Origin of the sequence: Pseudocolwellia sp. AS88, assembly GCF_030551755.1 — a bacterium.
Classification (GTDB): domain Bacteria; phylum Pseudomonadota; class Gammaproteobacteria; order Enterobacterales; family Alteromonadaceae; genus Pseudocolwellia.
Genome location: NZ_JAUPEC010000006.1, coordinates 74,028 through 95,519, shown reverse-complemented (window position 1 = coordinate 95,519; position 21,492 = coordinate 74,028). Strand labels below are relative to the sequence as shown.

The 21,492-nt window shown below is 37.1% G+C and carries 16 protein-coding genes; 2 read left to right on the top strand and 14 right to left on the bottom strand.

Going from position 1 to position 21,492, the window contains the following annotated elements:
- The 14 genes from Q5N69_RS06335 to Q5N69_RS06270 form a co-directional block, all read right to left on the bottom strand.
- Nucleotides 1-1,344: a restriction endonuclease subunit S gene (locus Q5N69_RS06335; protein ID WP_304368016.1), complete on the bottom strand. Its 1,344-nt coding sequence runs from the start codon at nucleotides 1,342-1,344 to the stop codon at nucleotides 1-3.
- Entirely contained in the window at nucleotides 1,341-3,419 is a 2,079-nt protein-coding gene (locus Q5N69_RS06330; RefSeq protein ID WP_304368015.1) for a class I SAM-dependent DNA methyltransferase, read from the bottom strand. The genes Q5N69_RS06335 and Q5N69_RS06330 overlap by 4 nt, the downstream gene beginning before the upstream one ends.
- Nucleotides 3,420-3,449: 30 nt before the next feature.
- Entirely contained in the window at nucleotides 3,450-4,409 is a 960-nt protein-coding gene (locus Q5N69_RS06325) for a restriction endonuclease (protein WP_304368014.1), read from the bottom strand.
- Nucleotides 4,379-4,555, bottom strand: coding sequence for a helix-turn-helix domain-containing protein (locus tag Q5N69_RS06320; protein ID WP_304368013.1), 177 nt, complete (start codon nucleotides 4,553-4,555; stop codon nucleotides 4,379-4,381). Before Q5N69_RS06320 ends, Q5N69_RS06325 begins: the two co-directional genes overlap by 31 nt.
- A 157-nt stretch (nucleotides 4,556-4,712) precedes the next feature.
- Nucleotides 4,713-5,261, bottom strand: a complete 549-nt coding sequence (locus tag Q5N69_RS06315) for a recombinase family protein (protein ID WP_304368012.1) — start codon at nucleotides 5,259-5,261, stop codon at nucleotides 4,713-4,715.
- A gap of 214 nt (nucleotides 5,262-5,475) precedes the next feature.
- Nucleotides 5,476-6,579, bottom strand: coding sequence for a site-specific integrase (locus tag Q5N69_RS06310; protein ID WP_304368011.1), 1,104 nt, complete (start codon nucleotides 6,577-6,579; stop codon nucleotides 5,476-5,478).
- On the bottom strand, nucleotides 6,569-7,054 hold the full coding sequence (locus Q5N69_RS06305) for a helix-turn-helix domain-containing protein (RefSeq protein WP_304368010.1): 486 nt from the start codon (nucleotides 7,052-7,054) through the stop codon (nucleotides 6,569-6,571). The genes Q5N69_RS06310 and Q5N69_RS06305 overlap by 11 nt, the downstream gene beginning before the upstream one ends.
- The gene (locus Q5N69_RS06300; protein WP_304368009.1) at nucleotides 7,047-7,247 is read right to left on the bottom strand and encodes an AlpA family transcriptional regulator; all 201 of its coding nucleotides are present in this window, start codon (nucleotides 7,245-7,247) and stop codon (nucleotides 7,047-7,049) included. The genes Q5N69_RS06305 and Q5N69_RS06300 overlap by 8 nt, the downstream gene beginning before the upstream one ends.
- Before the next feature lie 223 nt (nucleotides 7,248-7,470).
- Entirely contained in the window at nucleotides 7,471-8,265 is a 795-nt protein-coding gene (locus Q5N69_RS06295) for a hypothetical protein (RefSeq protein ID WP_304368008.1), read from the bottom strand.
- Nucleotides 8,256-9,440, bottom strand: coding sequence for a hypothetical protein (locus Q5N69_RS06290; RefSeq protein ID WP_304368007.1), 1,185 nt, complete (start codon nucleotides 9,438-9,440; stop codon nucleotides 8,256-8,258). The genes Q5N69_RS06295 and Q5N69_RS06290 overlap by 10 nt, the downstream gene beginning before the upstream one ends.
- A 633-nt stretch (nucleotides 9,441-10,073) precedes the next feature.
- Nucleotides 10,074-11,573 (bottom strand): tryptophan halogenase family protein, encoded by a 1,500-nt coding sequence (locus Q5N69_RS06285; RefSeq protein ID WP_304368006.1) that lies wholly within the window; start codon nucleotides 11,571-11,573, stop codon nucleotides 10,074-10,076.
- A gap of 30 nt (nucleotides 11,574-11,603) precedes the next feature.
- Nucleotides 11,604-13,121 carry a tryptophan halogenase family protein gene (locus Q5N69_RS06280; RefSeq protein ID WP_304368005.1) on the bottom strand — a complete coding sequence of 506 codons (1,518 nt, stop codon included), beginning with the start codon at nucleotides 13,119-13,121 and terminating at the stop codon, nucleotides 11,604-11,606.
- Nucleotides 13,118-14,632: a tryptophan 7-halogenase gene (locus Q5N69_RS06275; protein WP_304368004.1), complete on the bottom strand. Its 1,515-nt coding sequence runs from the start codon at nucleotides 14,630-14,632 to the stop codon at nucleotides 13,118-13,120. The genes Q5N69_RS06280 and Q5N69_RS06275 overlap by 4 nt, the downstream gene beginning before the upstream one ends.
- Nucleotides 14,633-14,663: 31 nt before the next feature.
- Complete coding sequence (locus Q5N69_RS06270) at nucleotides 14,664-16,175, bottom strand: tryptophan halogenase family protein (protein ID WP_304368003.1); 1,512 nt, start codon at nucleotides 16,173-16,175, stop codon at nucleotides 14,664-14,666.
- A 294-nt stretch (nucleotides 16,176-16,469) separates the two neighbouring features.
- On the opposite strand from Q5N69_RS06270, the gene Q5N69_RS06265 reads away from it, so the two are divergent.
- Together Q5N69_RS06265 and Q5N69_RS06260 are read left to right on the top strand one after the other, a co-directional pair.
- On the top strand, nucleotides 16,470-19,730 hold the full coding sequence (locus Q5N69_RS06265) for a TonB-dependent receptor (protein ID WP_304368002.1): 3,261 nt from the start codon (nucleotides 16,470-16,472) through the stop codon (nucleotides 19,728-19,730).
- Between the two features lie 371 nt (nucleotides 19,731-20,101).
- Nucleotides 20,102-21,436 (top strand): aminotransferase class V-fold PLP-dependent enzyme, encoded by a 1,335-nt coding sequence (locus Q5N69_RS06260; RefSeq protein ID WP_304368001.1) that lies wholly within the window; start codon nucleotides 20,102-20,104, stop codon nucleotides 21,434-21,436.
- Nucleotides 21,437-21,492 lie beyond the last annotated feature (56 nt).

The following is a 21,492-nucleotide window of genomic DNA, read 5'->3' as shown; positions in this document are numbered from 1 at the left end:
TTATATATCCTTTTCATAAGTAAACGTTCTCTTCCCTGTCGTAACCTCATCAACGAAGGCTATAGAAAGCTCTTTCAAACAAGAGACTTGTTTCTTCATGTTTTTTATAACATTGTTGATCTCAGTTTCTTTTATATCTATATAGTGTGCTATTTTGATTTGCTCTTCTTCAGATGGTATAGGTATTTCAATGTTTTTTAACGACTCCCACTTTATAGCCATTCTTATATCCAATATTCCTTTTCCAAATGAGGACACGTAGTTTTGGAAGTGCTTTGTTTGAAATATTCTGTACAAATAATTACCGTTGCAGTTTTTATTTGCTCTTAAAACCAAGTAAACAGAGCTACATACTCCGTTATATTTTGATAATCCGAAACTCCCTATGCTGAAATTCATAGTATTGAGAACCAAGTCACCACAAGACACAACTTTGCATTTTTCGAGATTATCTGGCTTTTTATTTCCCAACTTACCTTTTTCGGCGTAAGGAATTACACCTATTTTTGCCACTAAAGACAGATAATTATTATTAATAGAGTTTTTATTTTTTACTGAAATATTATTAAGAACATTCCTGACAGGCAACATCTTCCATCCTTTGGGGATTTTTTCCAGCCAATTACTTTCTGTGTCAGTCATATTATTGTTGTTAAAATTGATTCCCTTTGTTACACAATCAAAAATCATGTTCAGCCGAAGGCTTTCATAAAGTTCTATTTTCCCTTCAAGGATATCAATTGTCTTATTGATATCCGTTAATTGCATTTCAATGTAATTGGCTATTTTCTGTTGAACATCTTTTGGCGGTAAACAAATTTTCCAATTTTTGACAGTAGCCTGAGAAATTTTGACCATTGAGTCGTTCAAGCCTCTCGCAGAAATAGTTTTTAAGTAGCTAAACGAATGACTGTTAATTAAGTAGGCGAAATAGGATGAGGAAACTTTATTTGGATTAAGCAGTAATGAGAAAATGAGATCCGGTACAATAAGTTTTGCATATGGCGTTTTACGAATAAAGCACGCCTCCCCTACAAGGTCGGGAGTGTTTGACCTTGTCATCAGTACTCGACCTTTTTCAGCTAGAAGGACATCACTAGATACTTCATCCGGGGGAATTTCTTTATTTTCCAATTCAAAAAACTGGTTATTTGATATCGCTGACAATTTAAGCACGCCATAGGAATTAGACATTGTTGGCCAAGGAGCAGCATTAGGGCTCCATCCTTGGTCTAGCCTTAACATAATTTCCTTTATTCTTTTTATGCTCCAGTTTGCAGGTATATCTGCTAACCAATTTAGATCAGAATTAATGTAGGTATTGCTCTTATCGATTATTTTCACAAGAAAAACTCATTTTCTAGTTCAATTAGTTTTTTATTTAATTTTATGAGTTCTGACTGAATATCCTTTGTACTCCTAAGCTTTGTCTTCCTATAAAACTCTTTTTTAAAGTTAATCTCAACGCCAACTGTATTTTCTAAATATTTGAATTGTCGTCCAACGTATTTATTCATATGCTTACTTATGATTTGCTGATTAATCGACTCATCTTTGTCAAAAGGAGTAATTTCATAGTCTTTCTCATAGTTTGGCGTTAACTCAATACTAATAGCTATACGCTCAGGTAATTTTTTTGTCTTTTTTTTATAAGTAGACTTAATGATTATTTTGCCACAACCTAAGTTCTCTTTTTTACCTGTTTTTAGGTCTTCTTTTATCAGAGTTTCCTGAGCATTGTCATACCAGTATGACAGCAATGGTGTCGATACTTTAAGTGGCTGCTCTTTGTAGTCTAATGCCGAAATGAACGGTTTGATATTTAGTTCAAAATAATCTAATAAGGAAGTATATCGATCTTCATCAAACGTCGTGATGCTGAACTCAGTTAACTCACGCTCACCATCTGTTAACAAAACAGGCGTTAATACCATTGAGGAAGCTTGTTTCTTTTCGCTTGTTTTCTTATCTTCCTTTAATGGAAGCTGAGATTCAAAACTTAATCCATTTACATCGACGTTAGTAAGCATAATGGTTTGCTTATTAAAATACAGGTGTTCTTTCTTAACAAGTTTAGATAAAGAGTTGTCTGTGTATGAGGTTAAACTATCCACTACGGTTTGGATTGCCGCCTTGGCCAATTCCTTTTTCTTCTCTCCTTTTTTCTTTTTTAGTGGTGTAGCGCTATTACTTGCATCTATTAGAAGAACTTTACCTTGTTTTATATGATCCTTTCGTTTGTTTAATACCCAGAGATAAGTATAAATATTGGTGTTGAAGAATTCTTCAGTTGGTAATTGGATTAATGCCTCAACAAGATCATTATCTAGCATCCATTTTCTAATGTTACTTTCAGAAGAACCCGCCTCTCCACTGAATAAGCTTGAACCATTGTGAACAACAACCCCAATACCATTTGAATCTAGTTTAGATATCAGATGTTGCATAAAAAGGAGTTGGCCATCAGATATAGATGGAAGGAATTTAAAGCGTTCGGTTTTGTCGTTTTGTATGTCTTTAGAGTAACCAGACCAACTAACACCATAAGGCGGGTTAGCAATAACCACATCAAATTCTTCGTTGTCGAATTTATCATCAACTAAGGTATTGCCGTGTTCTATTTTTGAGTCTGGCCGAAATCGGCTTTCAATTTTTGCCAGAGCATAAAGAGCGTCGTTCCAATCTTGGCCATAAGTTTGTGTGAGACGTTTAAATTTTTGGTTTATACGATCTTCAACACCAAACAACATGTTGCCACCACCACAGGTACAGTCGTATATTTTTAGGAGTTTGTCAGACTCTTCAATTTTTGAAGCCACTATTTCACTTATAAGCGCTATGACGTCATCGGGGGTATATTGCTCCCCAGCAGTTTCAGCAGAGATGTCTGCCCATTTGCGCTTAATATGCTCTTCGAGTGTTGTGATTTCTGAGTTGTTAAATGGTTTTAAATCAATTTCTGCCCACAACTTGGTGTAGCCAAGCAGTACTTTTTTGGCTTTTAGCTTGGTTATTACACCTCTGATATCTAGGAATTTCTCTCCGTCGCCGGCATCAACGCCTAATAAATCTTTTGTTTCACCATCAAATCCTTTGAGATAACCATCAAGGTCAGTTTCAAAAGATTTATCATTTTGACAAATTCCTTGAAGGGATAGATCTTTTTCGAAGATATATGAGTTATAACCTTGCCCTTTGTCTTTAATAAGGTCGTAGAGATCTTCCTTTTGAATTTGACCAAAAGCTTCTTCACCAACTTCAGTTTTGAGCTCTTCAAACATACGAATAAGTCGGCTTTCAATCATGACTAAAGCAAAAAATGGCATCATAAACGATGGCCATTCAGACTCTTTAATGCCGCTACCTCGGAGTAAGTCAGCAGTAGCCCATATTTTTGATTCGTATTGTAAAATGTTCATTCTATTCTCTTTTAAATTGGTTATTGAAATTTATATTTCAAAAAATTCTTCGTCGATTTTCTTTAGGTGCAGTATTTGTTCGTCTCGACTACCGATGTTGTATCGCAGCATGAGTTTGGCTAATTCTTTACCGTTGATAAGTACAATACGCATGCCTAAGTCTTTGGCGGTTTGTACTGCGGATGGTGTGAAGTCTGATGTCGTAATGAATATGCCTTTTTGTGCTTTTTTAAGACTTAAAGCACCGAAGAAGTCTCTTATATCACCTGAACCAATATTATTACCTTGAGCATAACGTTTAGCTTGTATGTATATTTGGTCTACGCCAAGCGGGTCTTGGTCTATTACGCCATCAATACCATTGTCACCCGTTTTTCCTAAAGCATGAGCTGCACCTTCACCAGTGCCGCCATACCCCATAGCAAGTAGCAATTCGATAAGTAAGTCTTCGAAGAAATCAGGAGTTACCTTACGTGTACGGTCGAGTATATCGGTGGCTAGTGCGTCATTAATTTTTTTATAAGCAGAACGAAGGACTTCATCAGGAGTAATATCATCTGTGCCTTCAATGGTTTCAATAACATTGTCGCTAGCTACATTTTTTTGATCTTTAAATGTAATAAACTCATCAAACTGCTTTAGATATTTGTTATCAATAACGACATTTTTATCTTTAAGTGCTTTTATACCCCGCTCGGTAATAATGAAGTGAGCTCGTCTAGTAACTTCCAGTAAACCTGCTTTTGTTAGATAAGTACGTGCCCAACCTACTCGATTATCGAGAATGCTTTGCTTGCCACTAGGTAGTGTTTCAGCTTTATCCTCTTCAGATAGGTTAAATACTTCAGCCAACTCATTAATAACATCACGAAGTTTAACTTCGTTATTATTTTCAGGTGAATTATTAGCTGTTTTTGCTATCTCAAGGAAGGGACGCATAAATTGTTGATAATTTGGGATCATTCCTTGTCCTTTTGTTCTTCTATCCATGTTTCTAAATCTTCACTTTTAAAACGCCAAGAACCGCCCACTTTGAAACCAGGCAACTTCTTCTCCGCAGCTAGGCGATAAGCAGTTTTTTCGGTGAGCTTTAGATACTTTGCTACCTCTTTCAAGGTCATGATATGTTCAGTCATTATTATTCTCTCAAAAGACCTATTGAGAGAATATGGGAAAATTAGGGAAAAAGCTACCATTTGAGTATCAATGCTCGTCTGTACTGAAAAAGGAAGTTTTAGTATTGCCAGTTTTTCTTCCAAAAAGCTCAATATTTAGCTTTTCGACTACTGCGTACTAGTTAGAAAGAGCCTTGTAAACCGTTGTCCGTGAACAATTGAGCTTTTTAGCTATTTGAGATTTATTAATACCTGTATTCGCAAGTGCACAGATACTTTCATTTAATTCAATATTGACAGGTTTACCTTTATATTTCCCTTTCTGCTTGGCTATCGCTATACCTTCACGTTGACGTTCAAGCATCATAGAACGCTCAAATTGATAGATACCACCTAACATTGTCAGCATTAGTTGCTGCATTGGATTATCTTCGCCAGTGAACGTTAGTGATTCTTTGTGAAATATAAGCTTTACACCTTTATCAGTTAACTCTTTAACAAGTGTAAGAAGATTTTCAGTATTACGAGCCATTCGGCTGATATCATGCACATGAACCGTATCGTCCTTTCTTACAAATTTTATAAGTTCCTTCAGAGCAGGTCGGTTTGTATCTTTACCACTACACTTATCAGTGAACGTTTCATCTAGTGGGATTTCATTTAATTGTCGTTCGGTGTTTTGTTCTATTGTCGAAACACGAATATACCCGATTTGTTTACCACTCATATTTATTCCTTGAAAAGTGTTCACTTTAAGTTTTAGGTGTCATAACAATATACGTACACTTAATCTAAAGCAACTTAAAATGAACACAATAGCAATTAATGATGAACGTACACTTTGACTATGCCTAAAATGTACATTAAATATCTTATTGAAAAACTGGCATCAATATCCGACTGTTTATTGATACCAGATAATCAAGTCATTGAGATGGGCTTTATTTGTTATCCATCATTTCTTGAAATGCCATAAATTGCTTAAACTTCTCTTCCATATCTAAAGAAATACTTTCAGCTGGCTTAGTTAATTTACGCAATAGTTCAGCTTGTTTGTAATCTGGTACATCCCCATAACTATAAAAGCTAGTCAGCACGCTTTCATGACCTAAGTTTTGACTCCATGCTTTAAATTCTTCAGGCGTTCGGCAAAGGCTTTCACCTAGCCTTACCAAAGTATTACGGAAGCTGTGGGGGTTAAAATAAGGTAAATCAGCAGATTCAAAGGCTTGTTTAAAGACCTTGCGAATTGGGTTTGCATTACTCCAATGTTCTTTAAGTAAACCAACGGCTTCAAATTGTTGATTTTTGTTGTGTGCCAATTTAGTTTTTGGAAATAATGGATCACTTTGCTTAAACCCAAGCTCTTTATTCAAATACTCAATCCATTTAATCAAAATCTTTGATGGCAATTCATCCACAGGAAAAAAGTAAGTAGTAAAGGTTTTACTAAACTTTGTATTTACCTCCCTTGCATCCTGATAAAAGCTTTGTTCATCCATATCAATATGCTTAATCTTAGCTGAAGCAACAGCACTGTCTCTTGCGCCTGTTAATATAATAAAGGCAATTAAAGCTCTGTCACGCATTTCAATCTCAGTAGAGTAAGGCATAGCTTCCAAGGTTTTCATTATTTGCTCAATTGTCGCCACATTTCTCTTACGCTTGGCATTAGCAATGCGAGTATCTTTTTCAGACAAATTGAAATATTCAATATCGCTGTAGTTTATTTTTGCTCGATAGCCTTTTTGTGTGACAAGATATTGGAAAAACATTTTTAAGTGTCGAGTGGCTGTTAGCATCGTTGCTTTACTTAACTTTTCCCCTGTCACAAGTGATTTTTGAGTAAGAAGGTGCTTCTTAAATCCAATAGCATGCTTTGCCTTAAACTTATTGAAATCAAGATAGCCCGAATAGTTTTCAAAGCGATTAATTGACTTTAATGCACCATCAATTGTTGAATGATCTTGGCGTTTTGCATCTCTCAAATACTTGATGTATTCATGCAAAATTCTGACATTATTTGTGCTACTTTTATTCATCATTAAATACCTTATTTAAAGGACAATTTAAGAGAGCTTTTCCTCTCAGGTTTAAGTGTTTTTCAGCTATCGGGAATTTCCCTCCTAGTTCAAGCCAAATTTGATTTACATCACGCCAAGAAACATACTTATTTGCTTTGCATCCACACACTTCACAACCCCCTGTCATTTGAGCCATTCCAGCAGGCTTAGCTATGAATTGAAGTGATTCAATATTCGGGTTATTAGGTTGTCTGCATTTGAAACAATACATTTCATGTACTTCACATTGATGCATGTAAGTTTTTCGTTTCTGTTTTAAATAAATTTTTAAGTCAATACCACGAATTAAGAGTGGACGTTTTTCATCGAAAACAGGTAATCCAACACGAATCCAATTACGCACAGTTTTGGGATGAACACCCAATGTTTCACTAACATCAATAACGGTATAACTACGGTGGATTTTGATACGGTTAGGGTTATTACGACTACTCATGGCTAGCCGCCTTAGATGCTGAGATACGCTCATCAAGCCATTGTTCAATATCACTTTCAAGCCAACCAATAGCACGTTCCCCTAAAGAAATACTCTTGGGGAAATCGTTTTTAGTCATGCGTAAGTAAATACTGCTGCGTGATAAACCTGTTTTTTCTTTAACCGCTGGTAAGCGAATGATCTTATTAGACATATTTAAATCTCTTAGTAGTTTGTAGGAACGGCTAAAAGATTAAGTGTGCGATTTGGGCGATAAAAGATATGTACCAACGTAAGTAACTCACGTTAACTCATTGATATTATTCAGGTAAGGGAGTTTAAAAAATATCACTTTAATTGAGGTGTGTTTTTAAGCTTATTAAAAACAACAGGTTAGGATAGGTATTTTGGGCGCAAAGTTTGCCCCCAACTTTATGCTAAATATTGATATTTCTTCTTATTGTTTCGGGGCTTTTACCTTTTGCTATTGCCATTTTTGCAATTTGTTGTGATAGCCACGTTTTGGACTTAGTGGGATTAAGTTTATGAAGCTTTAAAGCCTGCTCCTGCCAGTCTTGATACATGGCTTGAGTGTTAGCTTTACGTTGTTCTTTTTTATCGGTATTAGCGCGGTAGGGTTTAACAGAAGATAATTGCTTAAGGTTTAAAGCATGGTCAATTTGTTCTTTATCTAACGCTAGCTTATTGTTTTCAAAGTATAGGACTTCATTAATCAGTAACTCACTTTGGTTAATAAGTAATGATAAAGGTTCTACATTTAAAAGAACACTTTTACGCCCTGCCGTCTTACTCTTTAATGCGCCTAATACAATGCTCCTTTGATCCGCGTTATAGCTAATATCACAAGGTAAACCCAATAAATCAGCAATAGATACCGCAAGTTGCTTAATACTTATTTTCCACTGGTTAAGCTGCTCAGGTGGAATAGTCATTCGTCCTACTTGCTCATTCATTATTGGGTCATCACAAATAGCATAATAGATCGTTTTATTAGGGTATGAATGCGGGATAACATCTAGGGTGCAATTCTTTTCACAATATCTGCATTGGATGCTCTTGGCTTTTGAAACTGGCGTTATCAGCTTATTATCAAGCATTAAACTAAATGCTTGATCTTCCCATAAGTTAACCGAAAACCAGCTTAAAACAAGTTTATGGTTCTTTAGTGAAAGTGAATTTAATAGTAATAATAAAACCTGATCTACAGGCATGGTAAGCTCATGTTTATCGGTTGCGGCTCAATACCTGAAGCGGATAAAATTTCACTAATTAATATATCATCGTCACTACAGCCTAAGTTACATTTATCTGGCATTGATATTGTGACTACTTTGGCGGGTTTCGTTCTCATTCCATTAGGCTTAAAAAACACTTTTAATTTTACGCCACTAACATATTCTGTTTGGGTGCGTATTTTTAACAACCTATCACGAACAGCATCCTTGTTCTTATTTGGGGATATAGTTACTGTTACGTGGCTTGAAGGGTTATTTTTACAAGTGACTTCTGCCGATAATATTTGCACTGTATAAACATCTGATTTATCTGGAATGTTAAATTCAAAACCTGCTTCGAAAATAGGTTCAAGATCATAGCTTTTATTTTCAACGAAGGGGGTAAAGTTAGTTAATTTAGCTTTCAAAATATATAAAGCAAACAGCTCTTGTAAATGAGGAATATTTTTAGCATTTTTTCTTGCATATAAATCTAAAGTTGCCGTGTGTTCACAATATACAAAAACTATTTCAAAGGCCATCTGATGCGGTATACTTTGTAAGTCATTATCAAGCCACTCTACTGCTGTTTTAGCAAAATCTTCAGGAAAGGCAAAAAAGTAATCATTTTTCCCCCGCTTATAGTGATCAATTTTACACCGCTTGCCACGTCCTTCATTATTAAAAAAATATTCACCTATCGCTTGAGCTAAAAATTCAACATCTTTAGATGTATAAGGCTGCTCTAGTGCTGGTAATTCATTGATTTTAACCCAATATGACGAAGGGATAATCTTAGTTTGATATAATATTGACGCACCTTGCCAATATTCTGGACTATCGATAAAAGCCCACATTGCTTTAGCGTGTAAACCAGAAATCCCTTGTAAGGTATCAATAAATTTATGGTTTTCAAATTCTTTGGCCTCTTCAATTAATGAAATAATACCAGCGTCGGTAGCTAAAGCATGAACTTTTTGAAAGTCTGATTCAATTTTGTGTCGGGTATCATCATCTAAAGTTAAAAAGGCATCGAAGATAACAGCAACTTGTTTTTCCTTTATCGCATAAAGATCTAAAGGAAACTCAATATTATTCTTTTCAAAGTATTGAATCAAAAATACATTATATACATTTCTAAAAAATTGCTTTGGTGAATACGGCTCTGCCATTAAAAATCCTTTTGTACGAAATTCAGACAAAATAAACTGTAGCAGTTAACACCTTATAGGAAAAGGTAATCTCTTAATAAACTTGATGTTATTATATAAAAATATATTTATTACTTATGTATTAAACTTTAATCACTCATTTTGTAAACATTTCAAAACAGCTAAAATTTATCAAAAAAATAAGTGACTTTCTTTTTTAGTAGTACCAATAGTAGTACCACAAACAAAACGAACCAATCAAATACTTATTTATCAATAAATTAAGCAATACAGAAGAGTCCAGTAGCGCACCAAATTAGGGTTCTTAGAACCTAAAAAAAACCAGAAACTCTTTAGTAATAAAGGCTTCTGGTTTTTTTATGTCTGCTGAATATCAATATTATTAGGTTTGATTTATCTTTTTAGTAGTACTAAAAGCGGTACCAGACAAATCAAGTAACCTGCAGTACTTCTAAATACATTAATTCACTTTATTATCGATTAAGTATTTAATATCTAACCACTCACACGATGCATAGTAATTACTTTTCCGTTGCTCAGTTCGAAACTATATAGTTTTCACCGTATCTTAAATAAACATTCTCGCTAGGTACCTGATAAGGATGCAAGTTCTTTGAAACAAAATTTAAAAAACTAAGGTAACTTCGCTAAAAAATCTTCATGCGATGGCATGATGCTTAAGCATTTTTGTGTCACGGTATGAATTTCTGTCATACGCCTTTCCATCTCTTTTTCTTCTAACAAATTGGCGATAGGATGATAACGTTGTGGGTGAATACCTTGGCCATTAAATACGGCAAACCAACTGCTGTGATTAAATAACTCTTTATCTTCACTATATAAGCGCGCGTTTTCTTTATAAATAGCGATGCGCTTCTCTAGCGACTCTGGAATATCCATTTCGCGTACGTAGTTCCAGAAAGGGCTATCGTCACGTGTAGTTGCTTTATAATGTAGAATTAAGAAATCTCTGATTTGTACATATTCATTCTTTGTACGTTCATTATAATAATCAATATCGGGCTGATTAAATGACATATCCGGGAAGTTAGTCATTAATCTAGCAATAGCCGTTTGTATTAAGTGAATAGATGTTGATTCAAGAGGCTCTAAAAAACCAGACGAAAGGCCTATCGAAACCACATTTTTGTTCCACGGTTGCTTTCTAATTCCTGTTTTAAACCTTAACTGACGAGGTTCTGAGATGGCCGCAGTATCAATGTCTTGGTTTAAGCTTTCGATTGCATCCTCGTCACTTAAAAATTGGCTTGAGTATACATAACCATTTCCAGTTCTTGATTGTAGTGGAATACGCCATTGCCAACCTGCAGTTTTAGCCGTCGCTCGGGTATATGGAGGAAGCTTTGTCATGCGCTCGCTAAGACGCGTGACAGCACTGTCGCAAGGCAAGTAATGCGACCAATCATCATATCCAGTCTTTAACGTTTCTTCGATCAATAAGCCCTTAAAACCAGAGCAATCAATAAACAAGTCACCTTTAATACATTCGCCATTTTCCAATGTAACTGATTCAATGTGGCCAGTGTTTTCTGCTTGTGTAACCTTAACAATTTTACCTTCGGTTCTTATCACTCCGTTATTTTCAGAAAAATCACGTAAAAAGGCCGCGTATAATACTGCATCAAATTGAAAGGCATACGAAAGTGCACTTAATGGACTACCCTGCAACTCAGGACGTGCAGGCATGTATTTCCCCGCTTTAGATGCTTGAATTTGTAGGTTAAATTCGTCGATGGGTTTAGCTGTTCCCGCTTTGTTCTGGCGTAACCACATATGATGAAAATGAATACCTTCCATGTCCATGCCATAAGGGCCAAATGAATGAAAATAAGATTCACCAAGTTTATGCCAATCAACAAACTCTATCCCGTATTTAAAGGTCGCATTTGTTTTTTTAATAAAGCTGTTTTCATCAATGCCTAACAGTCGATTAAAGTATTGAATATGCGGAACGGTGGCTTCGCCGACACCAACGGTACCTATCGATTCAGATTCAATGACGCGTATATTGATTTTTCTGTTGCCAAGTAGTTTGGACATGCCTGCTGCTGACATCCACCCTGCAGTTCCACCACCAACGATGACAACATTTTTAACATCCATACTTTGCATAAAATTACCTATTTAATTAACTGCTTAAATTTAAATCGAAGAACCAGCATAATTCTTTATAAACTCGGCATGTGTTGGCATTTGTATGCTTGTTTGTTGCATTGCTCTTTGCATACTTTGTAAGCTTTGTTCAATATTTTGTATAGGCACACCAAGCAACATGGGTTCTGGGGTTTCAGGATAAATATTTTGCCCAGTCATTACGGCTACCCAGCTAGAAGTTGAGAATAACTCGTGATCATCTCTGAATACTCGTCCTGCACACTGAAATAACTCCATTTTGTGTTGCAAAGAATCAGGTATCGACATGTTTTTACAATAGCGCCAAAACTCACTGTCTGTGCGTTGAGTGGCTTTGTAATGCAATATAATAAAATCTCTAACTTGATTAAATTCACGTGTCATTAAACGGTTGTATTCTTCTACTACTTTTGCGGCTGGCGTTAATGACGGATATAACGCAATAAAGCGGCTTATTCCCTGCTGTATTAGAAAAATAGAAGTTGACTCTAAAGGCTCTAAAAACCCACTAGAAAGGCCAATGGCCATACAGTTTTTATGCCAGAACTTGTCTCGACACCCAGTGGTAAACCTTATGGTACGAGGATCAGAAAGTGCCGGAGCATCAAGTCCTTGCATAAGTACATCGATAGCTTGCTGATCATCCATAAAGTCAGCGCAATAAATATGCCCGTTTCCAGTTCTATGCTGAGTTGGAATTCGCCATTGCCAACCAGCGCTTTTTGCCATCGACTTAGTGTAAGGTAATAATTCACCACGGCGTTCGCTTGCTACGGCTTGAGCACTGTTGCATGGCAGCCACTTTGACCAATCGTGAAATGGTACGCCAAGTGTTTCGCCTAACAACTTAGCTTTAAAACCCGTGCAATCAAAAAAGAAATCACCCTCAACACGTTGATTATTTTGCATAACAAGCGCTGAAATATTTTCAGTTTTTTCGTCTTGTACTATCTGCTCAATACGCCCTTCTATTCGTATCACACCACGCTTTTCTGCGTAGTCTCTTAGAAATAATGCGTATGCAGTAGCATCAAAATGATAGGCATAACCAATTTGTGATAAAAGCGATCGAGGATTGTCGTTAGGTAGCGCAAACTTCATGTTTTTAGCAGCTACTGCACACATGCTGTATTCTTCTAAACTGTTGCTGTTGCCAGCTTGCCTTGTATGCAGCCAATATTGATGGAAATCAATACCGTTCATATCTGCGCCATGGTTACCAAATGGATGAAAGTATTTGTCGCCAAGTTTACCCCAGTCACTAAACTCTATTCCCAACTTAAAAGTACCGTTGGTTGCCTTTAAAAATTCAGCTTCATCAATGCCCAACATACGATTGAAGCTTATAATATCGGGAATAGTCGCTTCACCAACTCCAACCGTGCCAATTTCCTCAGATTCTACTAGCACAATTTGCACGTTATCAGGGCTTAGCATACTTGCTAGTGCCGCTGCAGACATCCAACCTGCGGTTCCACCGCCAGCGATAACGATTTTCCGGATACGATTGCTAGATGACTGATTCATGATTGCCTCTTTAAATAATTCAAAAACTTTTCTGTATATAGTGAACAGCTTGGCATTTTGGGCACAATGGCTGCTATTGCATTTTTTGTATGTAATAAATGTTGTTTAACATTGGGATTGTCGATGTTGTCGCATAAACTATTGAGGCGTTTTGGAACACGCTGCATACCAAAGTGAAGTATTATCCAATCTTCCGTATTGAAAGGTTCAAAGTCATAGGTAACCATTAATCCTCGGTGCAAATATTGCTCTAATTTTCTATCAAGTAATGCTCGTATGTCGTTATCAAGATCACTAGCGGCAATCTGATTTTGTGTGGCGTGATCATGTCGCAAAAGATGCCTTGTATCCGTCAATGCCAAGTTAAATAGTTTGGCGTGTTGAACGTCTGAACGATAGCGCCGATTGTACTCTTTTTGTTCCATAGCCATATTATTCGAGAAAGGAATTAGCTCTAAGAGGCGCTCAACATCAAGCTTAAGTAATCTGAACGGCGCATTGGAAAATGGCTCAAGTACAGCGGCACTCAGGCTAATAGCAACACAATTACCAACCCAAGCTTGTTCTTGTTCGCCAACCTCAGCGCTTATTGATACAAGGCTGTTAGCAGAACATTTATTTTCTACAGAAGTAGATTCTGTACTTACAGCTTGAAATACCTGACTAGAGTTTTGTAAATAAAGAGTCGACTGCCAAGCATTAATATCTCCTGACACTCGATTACAGGGTTTCATCTGTGTGTCATTTTCGTTAGTTAATAACGAAAGATTTATTTGCGAATGTACTTGTTTCTTCGAGCCCAAAGCGCTCATTAATTTAGCATTAGCGCCTGAACAGTCAATAAATAAGTCTGCGCTAATGCACGAGTTATCATTTAGTTGCAGGCTAGTAATATGTTCATCTTCAACCTTGGCTGCTAAAACATCTGACTGAATCAGTTTTATTTTTTTCTGCTTAAGCTTATTTAGTAGAAACCGAGCGTAATCTTGATAATCAAAATTATAGCTATATTCAGCCCTAGACAATGGCGATGCTGGTTGATTCTGAGGTGGATGAGCAAACTTGTCATGTAAAACAGATTGAGCGCCTACTAAGTATGCTTGCAAGTCTTGTTGGTGTTTTAACAAAACCTGATGAAAGTTGACGCCGTATTCCAAGGTAAATGGCAAACTAAAGGCTTGTACCCAATCAAACTCTTCTCCACTCCAATTTTTATAATGAGTGCCAAACGAAAAACTGGAATGAGTTTGTTGAAATAACTCTGGTTCAGAAATCCCCATGGCCAAATGAAAATTATAAGCATCAGGAGAACTTGTACCACCATATAATATATCGCTGTGTGTCTGTTCAGCAGGTAATATAAGTGAAAGCGACACTTGATCAGCAAGTGAGTTATCTATTGCCAAAGCCGACATGAAAGCAGCAATACTATGACCATATATCACTATATCTAGTTTCTTTGAATTCGATATATTATCGGGGTTGGCCTTCGGCACTTCATTTTTATTCATTTACAATATTCCTTACGATACTTCGGCAAAGTTATGATAAATAGCGATTCAAAAAGGCTTGATGTTCTTGAGCCTGATCTAAACCTAGCTTGATATCTTCGCGCATCGCATTTGCTTTAGAGCGTATATGATCAGCACCAAACGCTTGTACTCTAGGATAAACATTATGAGGCATCAAGTTTTGTCCAAGCAAAACAGCAACCCAACTTGGAGGTAAAAATGCGCCTATTTCATAACGTTGAATGTAGGCACGATGCATCCACAAATCTAGTTTTTCTTGCAGACTATCGGGTAGTGTCATATTTTTAAAATATGCCCACATAGGGCTATCACTTCGGTCATTTGCAACATAGTGTAATAACAGGAAATCTCGAATACGTTCATATTCTAAGCTCATCTGAGTGTTATATTCTTTAATATCTAGTGCATTTATTGTCAGTATATTTGAGGAGTTTTGTTGATCATCACACGCTGGGAATAGCTCAATTAACTTAGTAATCCCTTCTTGAATTAAATGAATGGATGTTGATTCGAGTGGCTCTAAAAAGCCTGCCGACAATCCAATAGCAATAACATTGTTTTTCCAAAAGTGATTTCTGCGGCCTGTTTTAAACCTTAGTTTGCGAGGTTCCGCCAACACTTTACCGTCTAATTGCTCTAAAAGTGAGTTTTGCGCTGCATCGTCGCTAATAAAATTGCTGCAATACACATGACCATTTCCAGTACGATGCTGTAACGGAATTCGCCATATCCAACCCGCTTCTTGAGCTGTTGAACGGGTAAAAGGATTTAACTCTTCTGTACGTTCACAAGGTACAGCAATAGCTCGGTCACATGGCAACCAATTAGACCAATCTTGGTAGCCCGACTTTAAACTCTGCTCAATCAGTAAACCTCTAAAACCTGAACAATCAACAAATAGATCAGCGCTAATACGTTGTCCATTCTCCAGCGTTATCTCTGAAATATTGCCATTTTCTCCATTTAACGAGGTGTTAACGATTTTACCTTCTATTCTATTAACCCCAAGTTTGCATGAAAATTCGCGTAGGTATTTCGCATACAGGCTTGAGTCAAATTGGTAGGCATAACCAAAAGAGTTTTTTAAATCGGGTGCTCCCAGCTCAGGTATATTGAATTTATTCGCTTTTGCGGCGGCAATACCAAAGGCGTAATCCTCTAAATTACCAATGTCATTATTTTTTTGAGCTAATAACCAATACTGATAAAAGTCGACTGAATTTATTTTTTCGCCAAAATCACCAAAAGGATGAATATAACTCTGCCCTTTGCTTCCCCAATTAACAAATTCGATGCCTAGTTTAAATGTAGCTTTGGTTTTGCGCATAAAATCACGCTCATCTATACCTAAAGTTTGATTGAAAAACCTTATATGTGGCAAGGTAGCTTCACCAACTCCAACCGTACCAATTTCTTCTGATTCAACTAGGGTAATTTGAACTTTCTGCCTTGAAAACTTCTTTGCAAGTGCAGCCGCGGTCATCCATCCAGCAGAGCCTCCTCCCACTATACATAAGTGCATAATTCAACCTGTTTTTTATTATTAAATTTAACTTTTGTTTTCATAAGTACCGCAAATTCAAAAAACATTGTTAATAATGTTTGGCATGATGCTACCAAAACAATGTTAACGCTAACATATTAACGTTAATATATACTATATTGTAAATAAATATTTCGAATTATAAATTAAACTTTAGTTATCGCGCCTTATTGTCATATTGAATATAATGTGCTAAAAATGTAATTGTCATTTAGACAATAACAAAAGTAAACATAAAATACATAAAACATATAAAACAATAAGGGGATTTAAATGTTTAATAAAAAGATATTAACCACCTCCATCTTAGCTGCGCTAGGATCGATGACCGTATCCACGTTGGGATACGCTCAAGAGGCTGAAGAAGAAGCTGTAGCCCCAGTACAAGCGGTTGAAGTTATCCAAGTTACCGGTATTCGTGGTGCGCTAGCTAATGCAGCTGAAATTAAACGTGAATCATCCACATTTGTTGACTCTATTACCGCATCTGACGCATCTGCTATTCCTGACTTATCAGTTGCTGAAGCCCTTTCGCGTATCCCAGGGCTAACAGTTTCTCGTTTTACCGCTGGTGGAACAGCTGGTGATTTCCCTTCTCCAGAAGGTTCAGGCAACTTAATTCGTGGTCTTGGCTTTATTCGTTCAGAATTTAATGGTCGTGATGCGTTCTCAGCAAACGGCGGCAGAGCTTTAGATTGGTCTGCTGTACCTACACAACTTGTAGGCCGTGTAGACGTTTTCAAGAACCAACAAGCTGACCTTATTGAAGGTGGTATTGGTGGAACGATTAACCTACAAACACTTGCACCATTTGATAACGAAGACGGTATAGCGCAAATTGCTGCTGATACCGTTTATACCGATATACGCGAAGAATGGAGCCCAACCTATAGCGGTATATTTGGTAAAAACTTTGATACCGACAACGGCAAGTTTGGATTTGTAGGTTCATTTTCTTCATCTGAATTACAGTCAGACATTAATGGTTATCAAGCAGGTATGGTTGTTCCTCGCGATAATGTAACAGGCGAAAGCTTTGCTGATGGTCAAGATGTAAGTAACCCTGTAGGCACTGTTGCCCTAACACCGGGTTTCAATTTACGTACTAACGAAGTTGATCGCGAAAGAGAAAGTTACTACCTTGCTGGGCAATGGCGTAGTGCTGACGACAACCTTGAAGTATTGGTTAAATACGTAACTGTAGAAAATGAAGTAAATGGTCTTGAACGTACTTCTGAATGGTATGCTGACGCAGAAACCGTTAGATCAGGAGGCGTAGAAGTTAGCGATTTGGTTGTGTCGCCATTTACATCAAACGGTATTCCTAAATGTAATGGTAGCAACGAAGAATTTGCTGGCGAATGTGACGAACTAATCCCTGTTTCAGGTGGTTTAATGGAAGAAGGACTCATAACAGATGACTTCCGAAGCTGGGCTGGCGCGTACGGATTACGAGTATCTAACCTAGGTATAGGTAAGCAAGAATATTCGAAAACTGATGATATTAGTATTAACGTAAAATGGCGTGCTACTGATCAACTAACTGTTGAATTTGATGCTCATAGAACAACAGCTGAAGCGTCTTTCGAAGAACAATGGATTGGTGTAAATACATTCTTAAACGTATTTTCTCGTCCTGATTTGGATAATCCATATTTAGAATTTTCTGTTGATCCACGTACCAATATAGCTGAAGGCAACCGTCAAGACGGCGGCACGGTTCAAGTTCCGTACGTAGCACCAACTAACCCAGCAGATCCTTCAGGTTCTTATGTTGGCTTTGCGAACGATACATTCCGTGAAGGCGAAGGCGATTTACAGGCAGTTAAGCTTGATGTTGAATATGCACTTGACGACACAGACGGTTGGTTTCAATCTGTTAAAATGGGTGTACGCTACTCTGAACGTGAACAAGTTAACAAAGATGCTGGTGGTAACTGGAAAGGCGTTAGCCCATTATGGGGCGGCGGTGTAGCACCTTTAAATTCGTTAGAGGAAAATATTTACGACGAAGTTAATTTTAGTGATTTCTTCCGTGGTGGCGTGGTAGGTGGTGAAAATACAACACTACTTTACCCTAAAGCTAGCCTGTTGCGTAACCCAGAGTCATTCTACGATTACTTGCAGGCTGAACCTGATTTCGCAACATCGTTCTATTCGCCATTCGCGACTACAGATCTTAACCCTGACAATCCAGCTAATCCAGACCAACTGCGTCGCACAAACGATGGCAACTATACTAAAATTTATCAGCCAGGCGGGATTTCAGATGTTGTTGAAGAGACAATTAATTTATATGCCATGGTAAAATTTGCTCAAGATTTTGACAACGGAATGTGGATAGACGGTAATGTAGGTTTACGTTATGTTAAAAATACATTGGGTTCAAATGGAAAGCTTAGCTACAACGAATTCAGTGAAGATAGACAAGAGCTTGACGATCCTGTGACGTATCCAGGTTACACACAAGAAGTTGAAGATATCGATGAAATAAACGACTTCTTGCCTGAAACTGAAGCATATTTAAAAACTGCAGATTCAGTACGAAGAGTTGATGTAGAAGATGAGCATTGGTTGCCTTCATTAAATGTTAAATTAAACCTTAACGACGATATGCTTATTCGTTTTGGTGCGAGCAAAGGTGTTACTCGTCCAAACATGTCAGACCTTAACGCTACTCAATCAATCAGTGCCAAAACAAGTGTTGAACGTTTTGCCAATCTTGAACCTGATGATCCAAACATTGATGTTCCTCGTGGTTTAATTAATGGTACCTTACAAAATATTCGTATTAATGGTGGTAACCCTGACCTTGTAGCAACTACAGCGAATAGCTTTGACATATCATATGAATGGTACTTTGAAACAGGCTTTATTACCTTTGGTGTGTTTCACAAAGATATTAAAAACATCGTGCAATATGGCGTAAAACCGGTAGACACAATCAACTTAGACAACACACAAGTTAATGTTAACTTCAATGGTCAACTTAACTTAGCTGAAGCCGAAGTATCAGGTTTTGAAGTTGCTTATCAAGATTTCTTTACTGGATTACCAGGTATATGGAAAAACTTTGGTATTCAAGCCAACTACACCTTTGTTGACGCGTCAGCAACACCACCGCCACAGTTTTTAGATGCTGATGACGATGGAGTTCCAGACTCGGCAGATACGACTTTCCGTTTTGGTTTAGATAATCTGCTTGGACAGTCAGAGCACACAGGTAACCTAATTGGTATTTATCAAGATGATAATTTAGAAATTCGTTTAATTTATAACTACCGTTCAGAATATCTAAATTCATATCGTGACTTTGTAACGGGCAACCCTGTTTTCCAAAAAGCGACTGGATTCTTTGATGCGTCTGTTAGATATCACTTTAATGACAACCTAACGGCAAATCTTTTAATTGCAAACATCACTGACGAGAAAAACAAGTCAGAAACGCAAATTGATGAAGCGGGTACTCGTTACCAACGCTCTAGCTTCTTAAATGACCGTCGTATGCAAGTAGGATTAACTTATACGTTTTAACTTAAACAGTTATTAAGCCTATTTAAGCAAAAAAGGGAGAGGTTAACCTCTCCCTTTACTTATATTTTTATTAAAACCCTTAGTAATAAACGCAAAATACACAATCCAACCATTTCACTACAACAGCACTACAGCACCACTATAATACCTTCAAACTTTACCTTACTAATCATCTTAGTAACAAAATTTAAATGCTACTTCTGCTACACAGCGAAAGTGATCAAGCTCCTTAAAACCCAAACCCATAACATTTACTTACACTACAAAACACACTTTCTATTATATTGGCTCGCGTTATGCTTGAACTACGACAACTTTACTATAACGAATACCTAACTATATAAGTACGCATCAAAAAAGGAGTTATTGTGGTGAGCAAAAAAACAAGAAATCTAAGTCGTAGAAATGTACTAAAAACCTTAGCAGCTGGCGCCGCATACTCAATAACCGCTTCTGGATTAACGCATGCTAGTACACAAAAAAACACAACTAACGATCTTGATCTTCCCAAAATACCCGCAGATATTTCTCCTGTATTATTAGCACAAGATGAATCATTTTGGGCTAAAGTTGCACTCCTTTATGACAAAGCTCAAGGCATTGTTAATCTTGAACATGGCTTTTGGGGCAAAATGTCTCGTCCCGTGCAATCTACTTTTATTGAAGCCACTCAAAAGGTTAATACTGAACTCTCTTTTTATGCTCGCAAAAGTTTTTCAAAAGATAATGAACTTAGCACAATAAAAGTCGCTAAAGCCCTAGGTGCAGAAGCAGAAGAAATTGTTCTTACCCGTAATGCTACAGAATCTATTCACAACTTAATTAGACAATACAACGCATTGGGTGAAAACGACACTGTGCTGTTCACTGATATCGACTATCCTAGTTTTAAAGAAACCATGCAATGGTTAGCCAGCTCGCGTAACCAGAAAGCAGTAGAAGTTGTACTTCCAGCACAAGCTAACCAACAACAAATTTTAGATTTATATATACAAGCTTTTGATCAACACCCCAACCTAAAACTGATGTTACTTACCCACGTGAGTAATCAACACGGTTTAGTATTACCCGTTAAAAAAATCGCTAAAGCAGCAAAACAACGCGGCATTGATGTTATTTGTGATTGTGCTCAATCTTGGGGTTTACTTAACTTTAAAATAACCGACCTCGGTGTAGATTGGGCAGGTTTCAATTTACATAAATGGATTGGTTCGCCTGTAGGTGTTGGTGCGCTTTATATGAAAAAAGGCTCACTGGAAAAAATATCGCCCTACCCCGGAGAACACGATGCAAACAACATAAATGCCAGCACCAGAGTTCATACAGCTACAACAAACTTCGCCTCAATTTTAACCATACCTGCTGCGATTAACTTTCATCAGTCTATCGGACCCGCAAATAAAGAAGCTCGATTACGACACTTACGCTCACTGTGGACAAGCGAAGCTAAAAACATGCCTCACATCGAAGTACTTGGTGGTTTAGATGAAGAATCGTCTACCGGTATGTGCTCATTTCGCTTACGAGGAAAAACATCGCTAGATGACGCCAAGCATTTACAAAAACGACTAGAAAATGAATTTGGTGTATTTACCGTTTTACGTAAAGGCCTAGCCAGTGGCTGCTGTATGCGTATCACACCACAAATATTTATATCTGCTACAGAAGTGCAACAACTGGTAAAAGCCATGCAAGCGCTTGCTTAAAATACTTTAATAAATCGTCACTTAAATAAATAACCATTACCTTCAATAAAATTAGG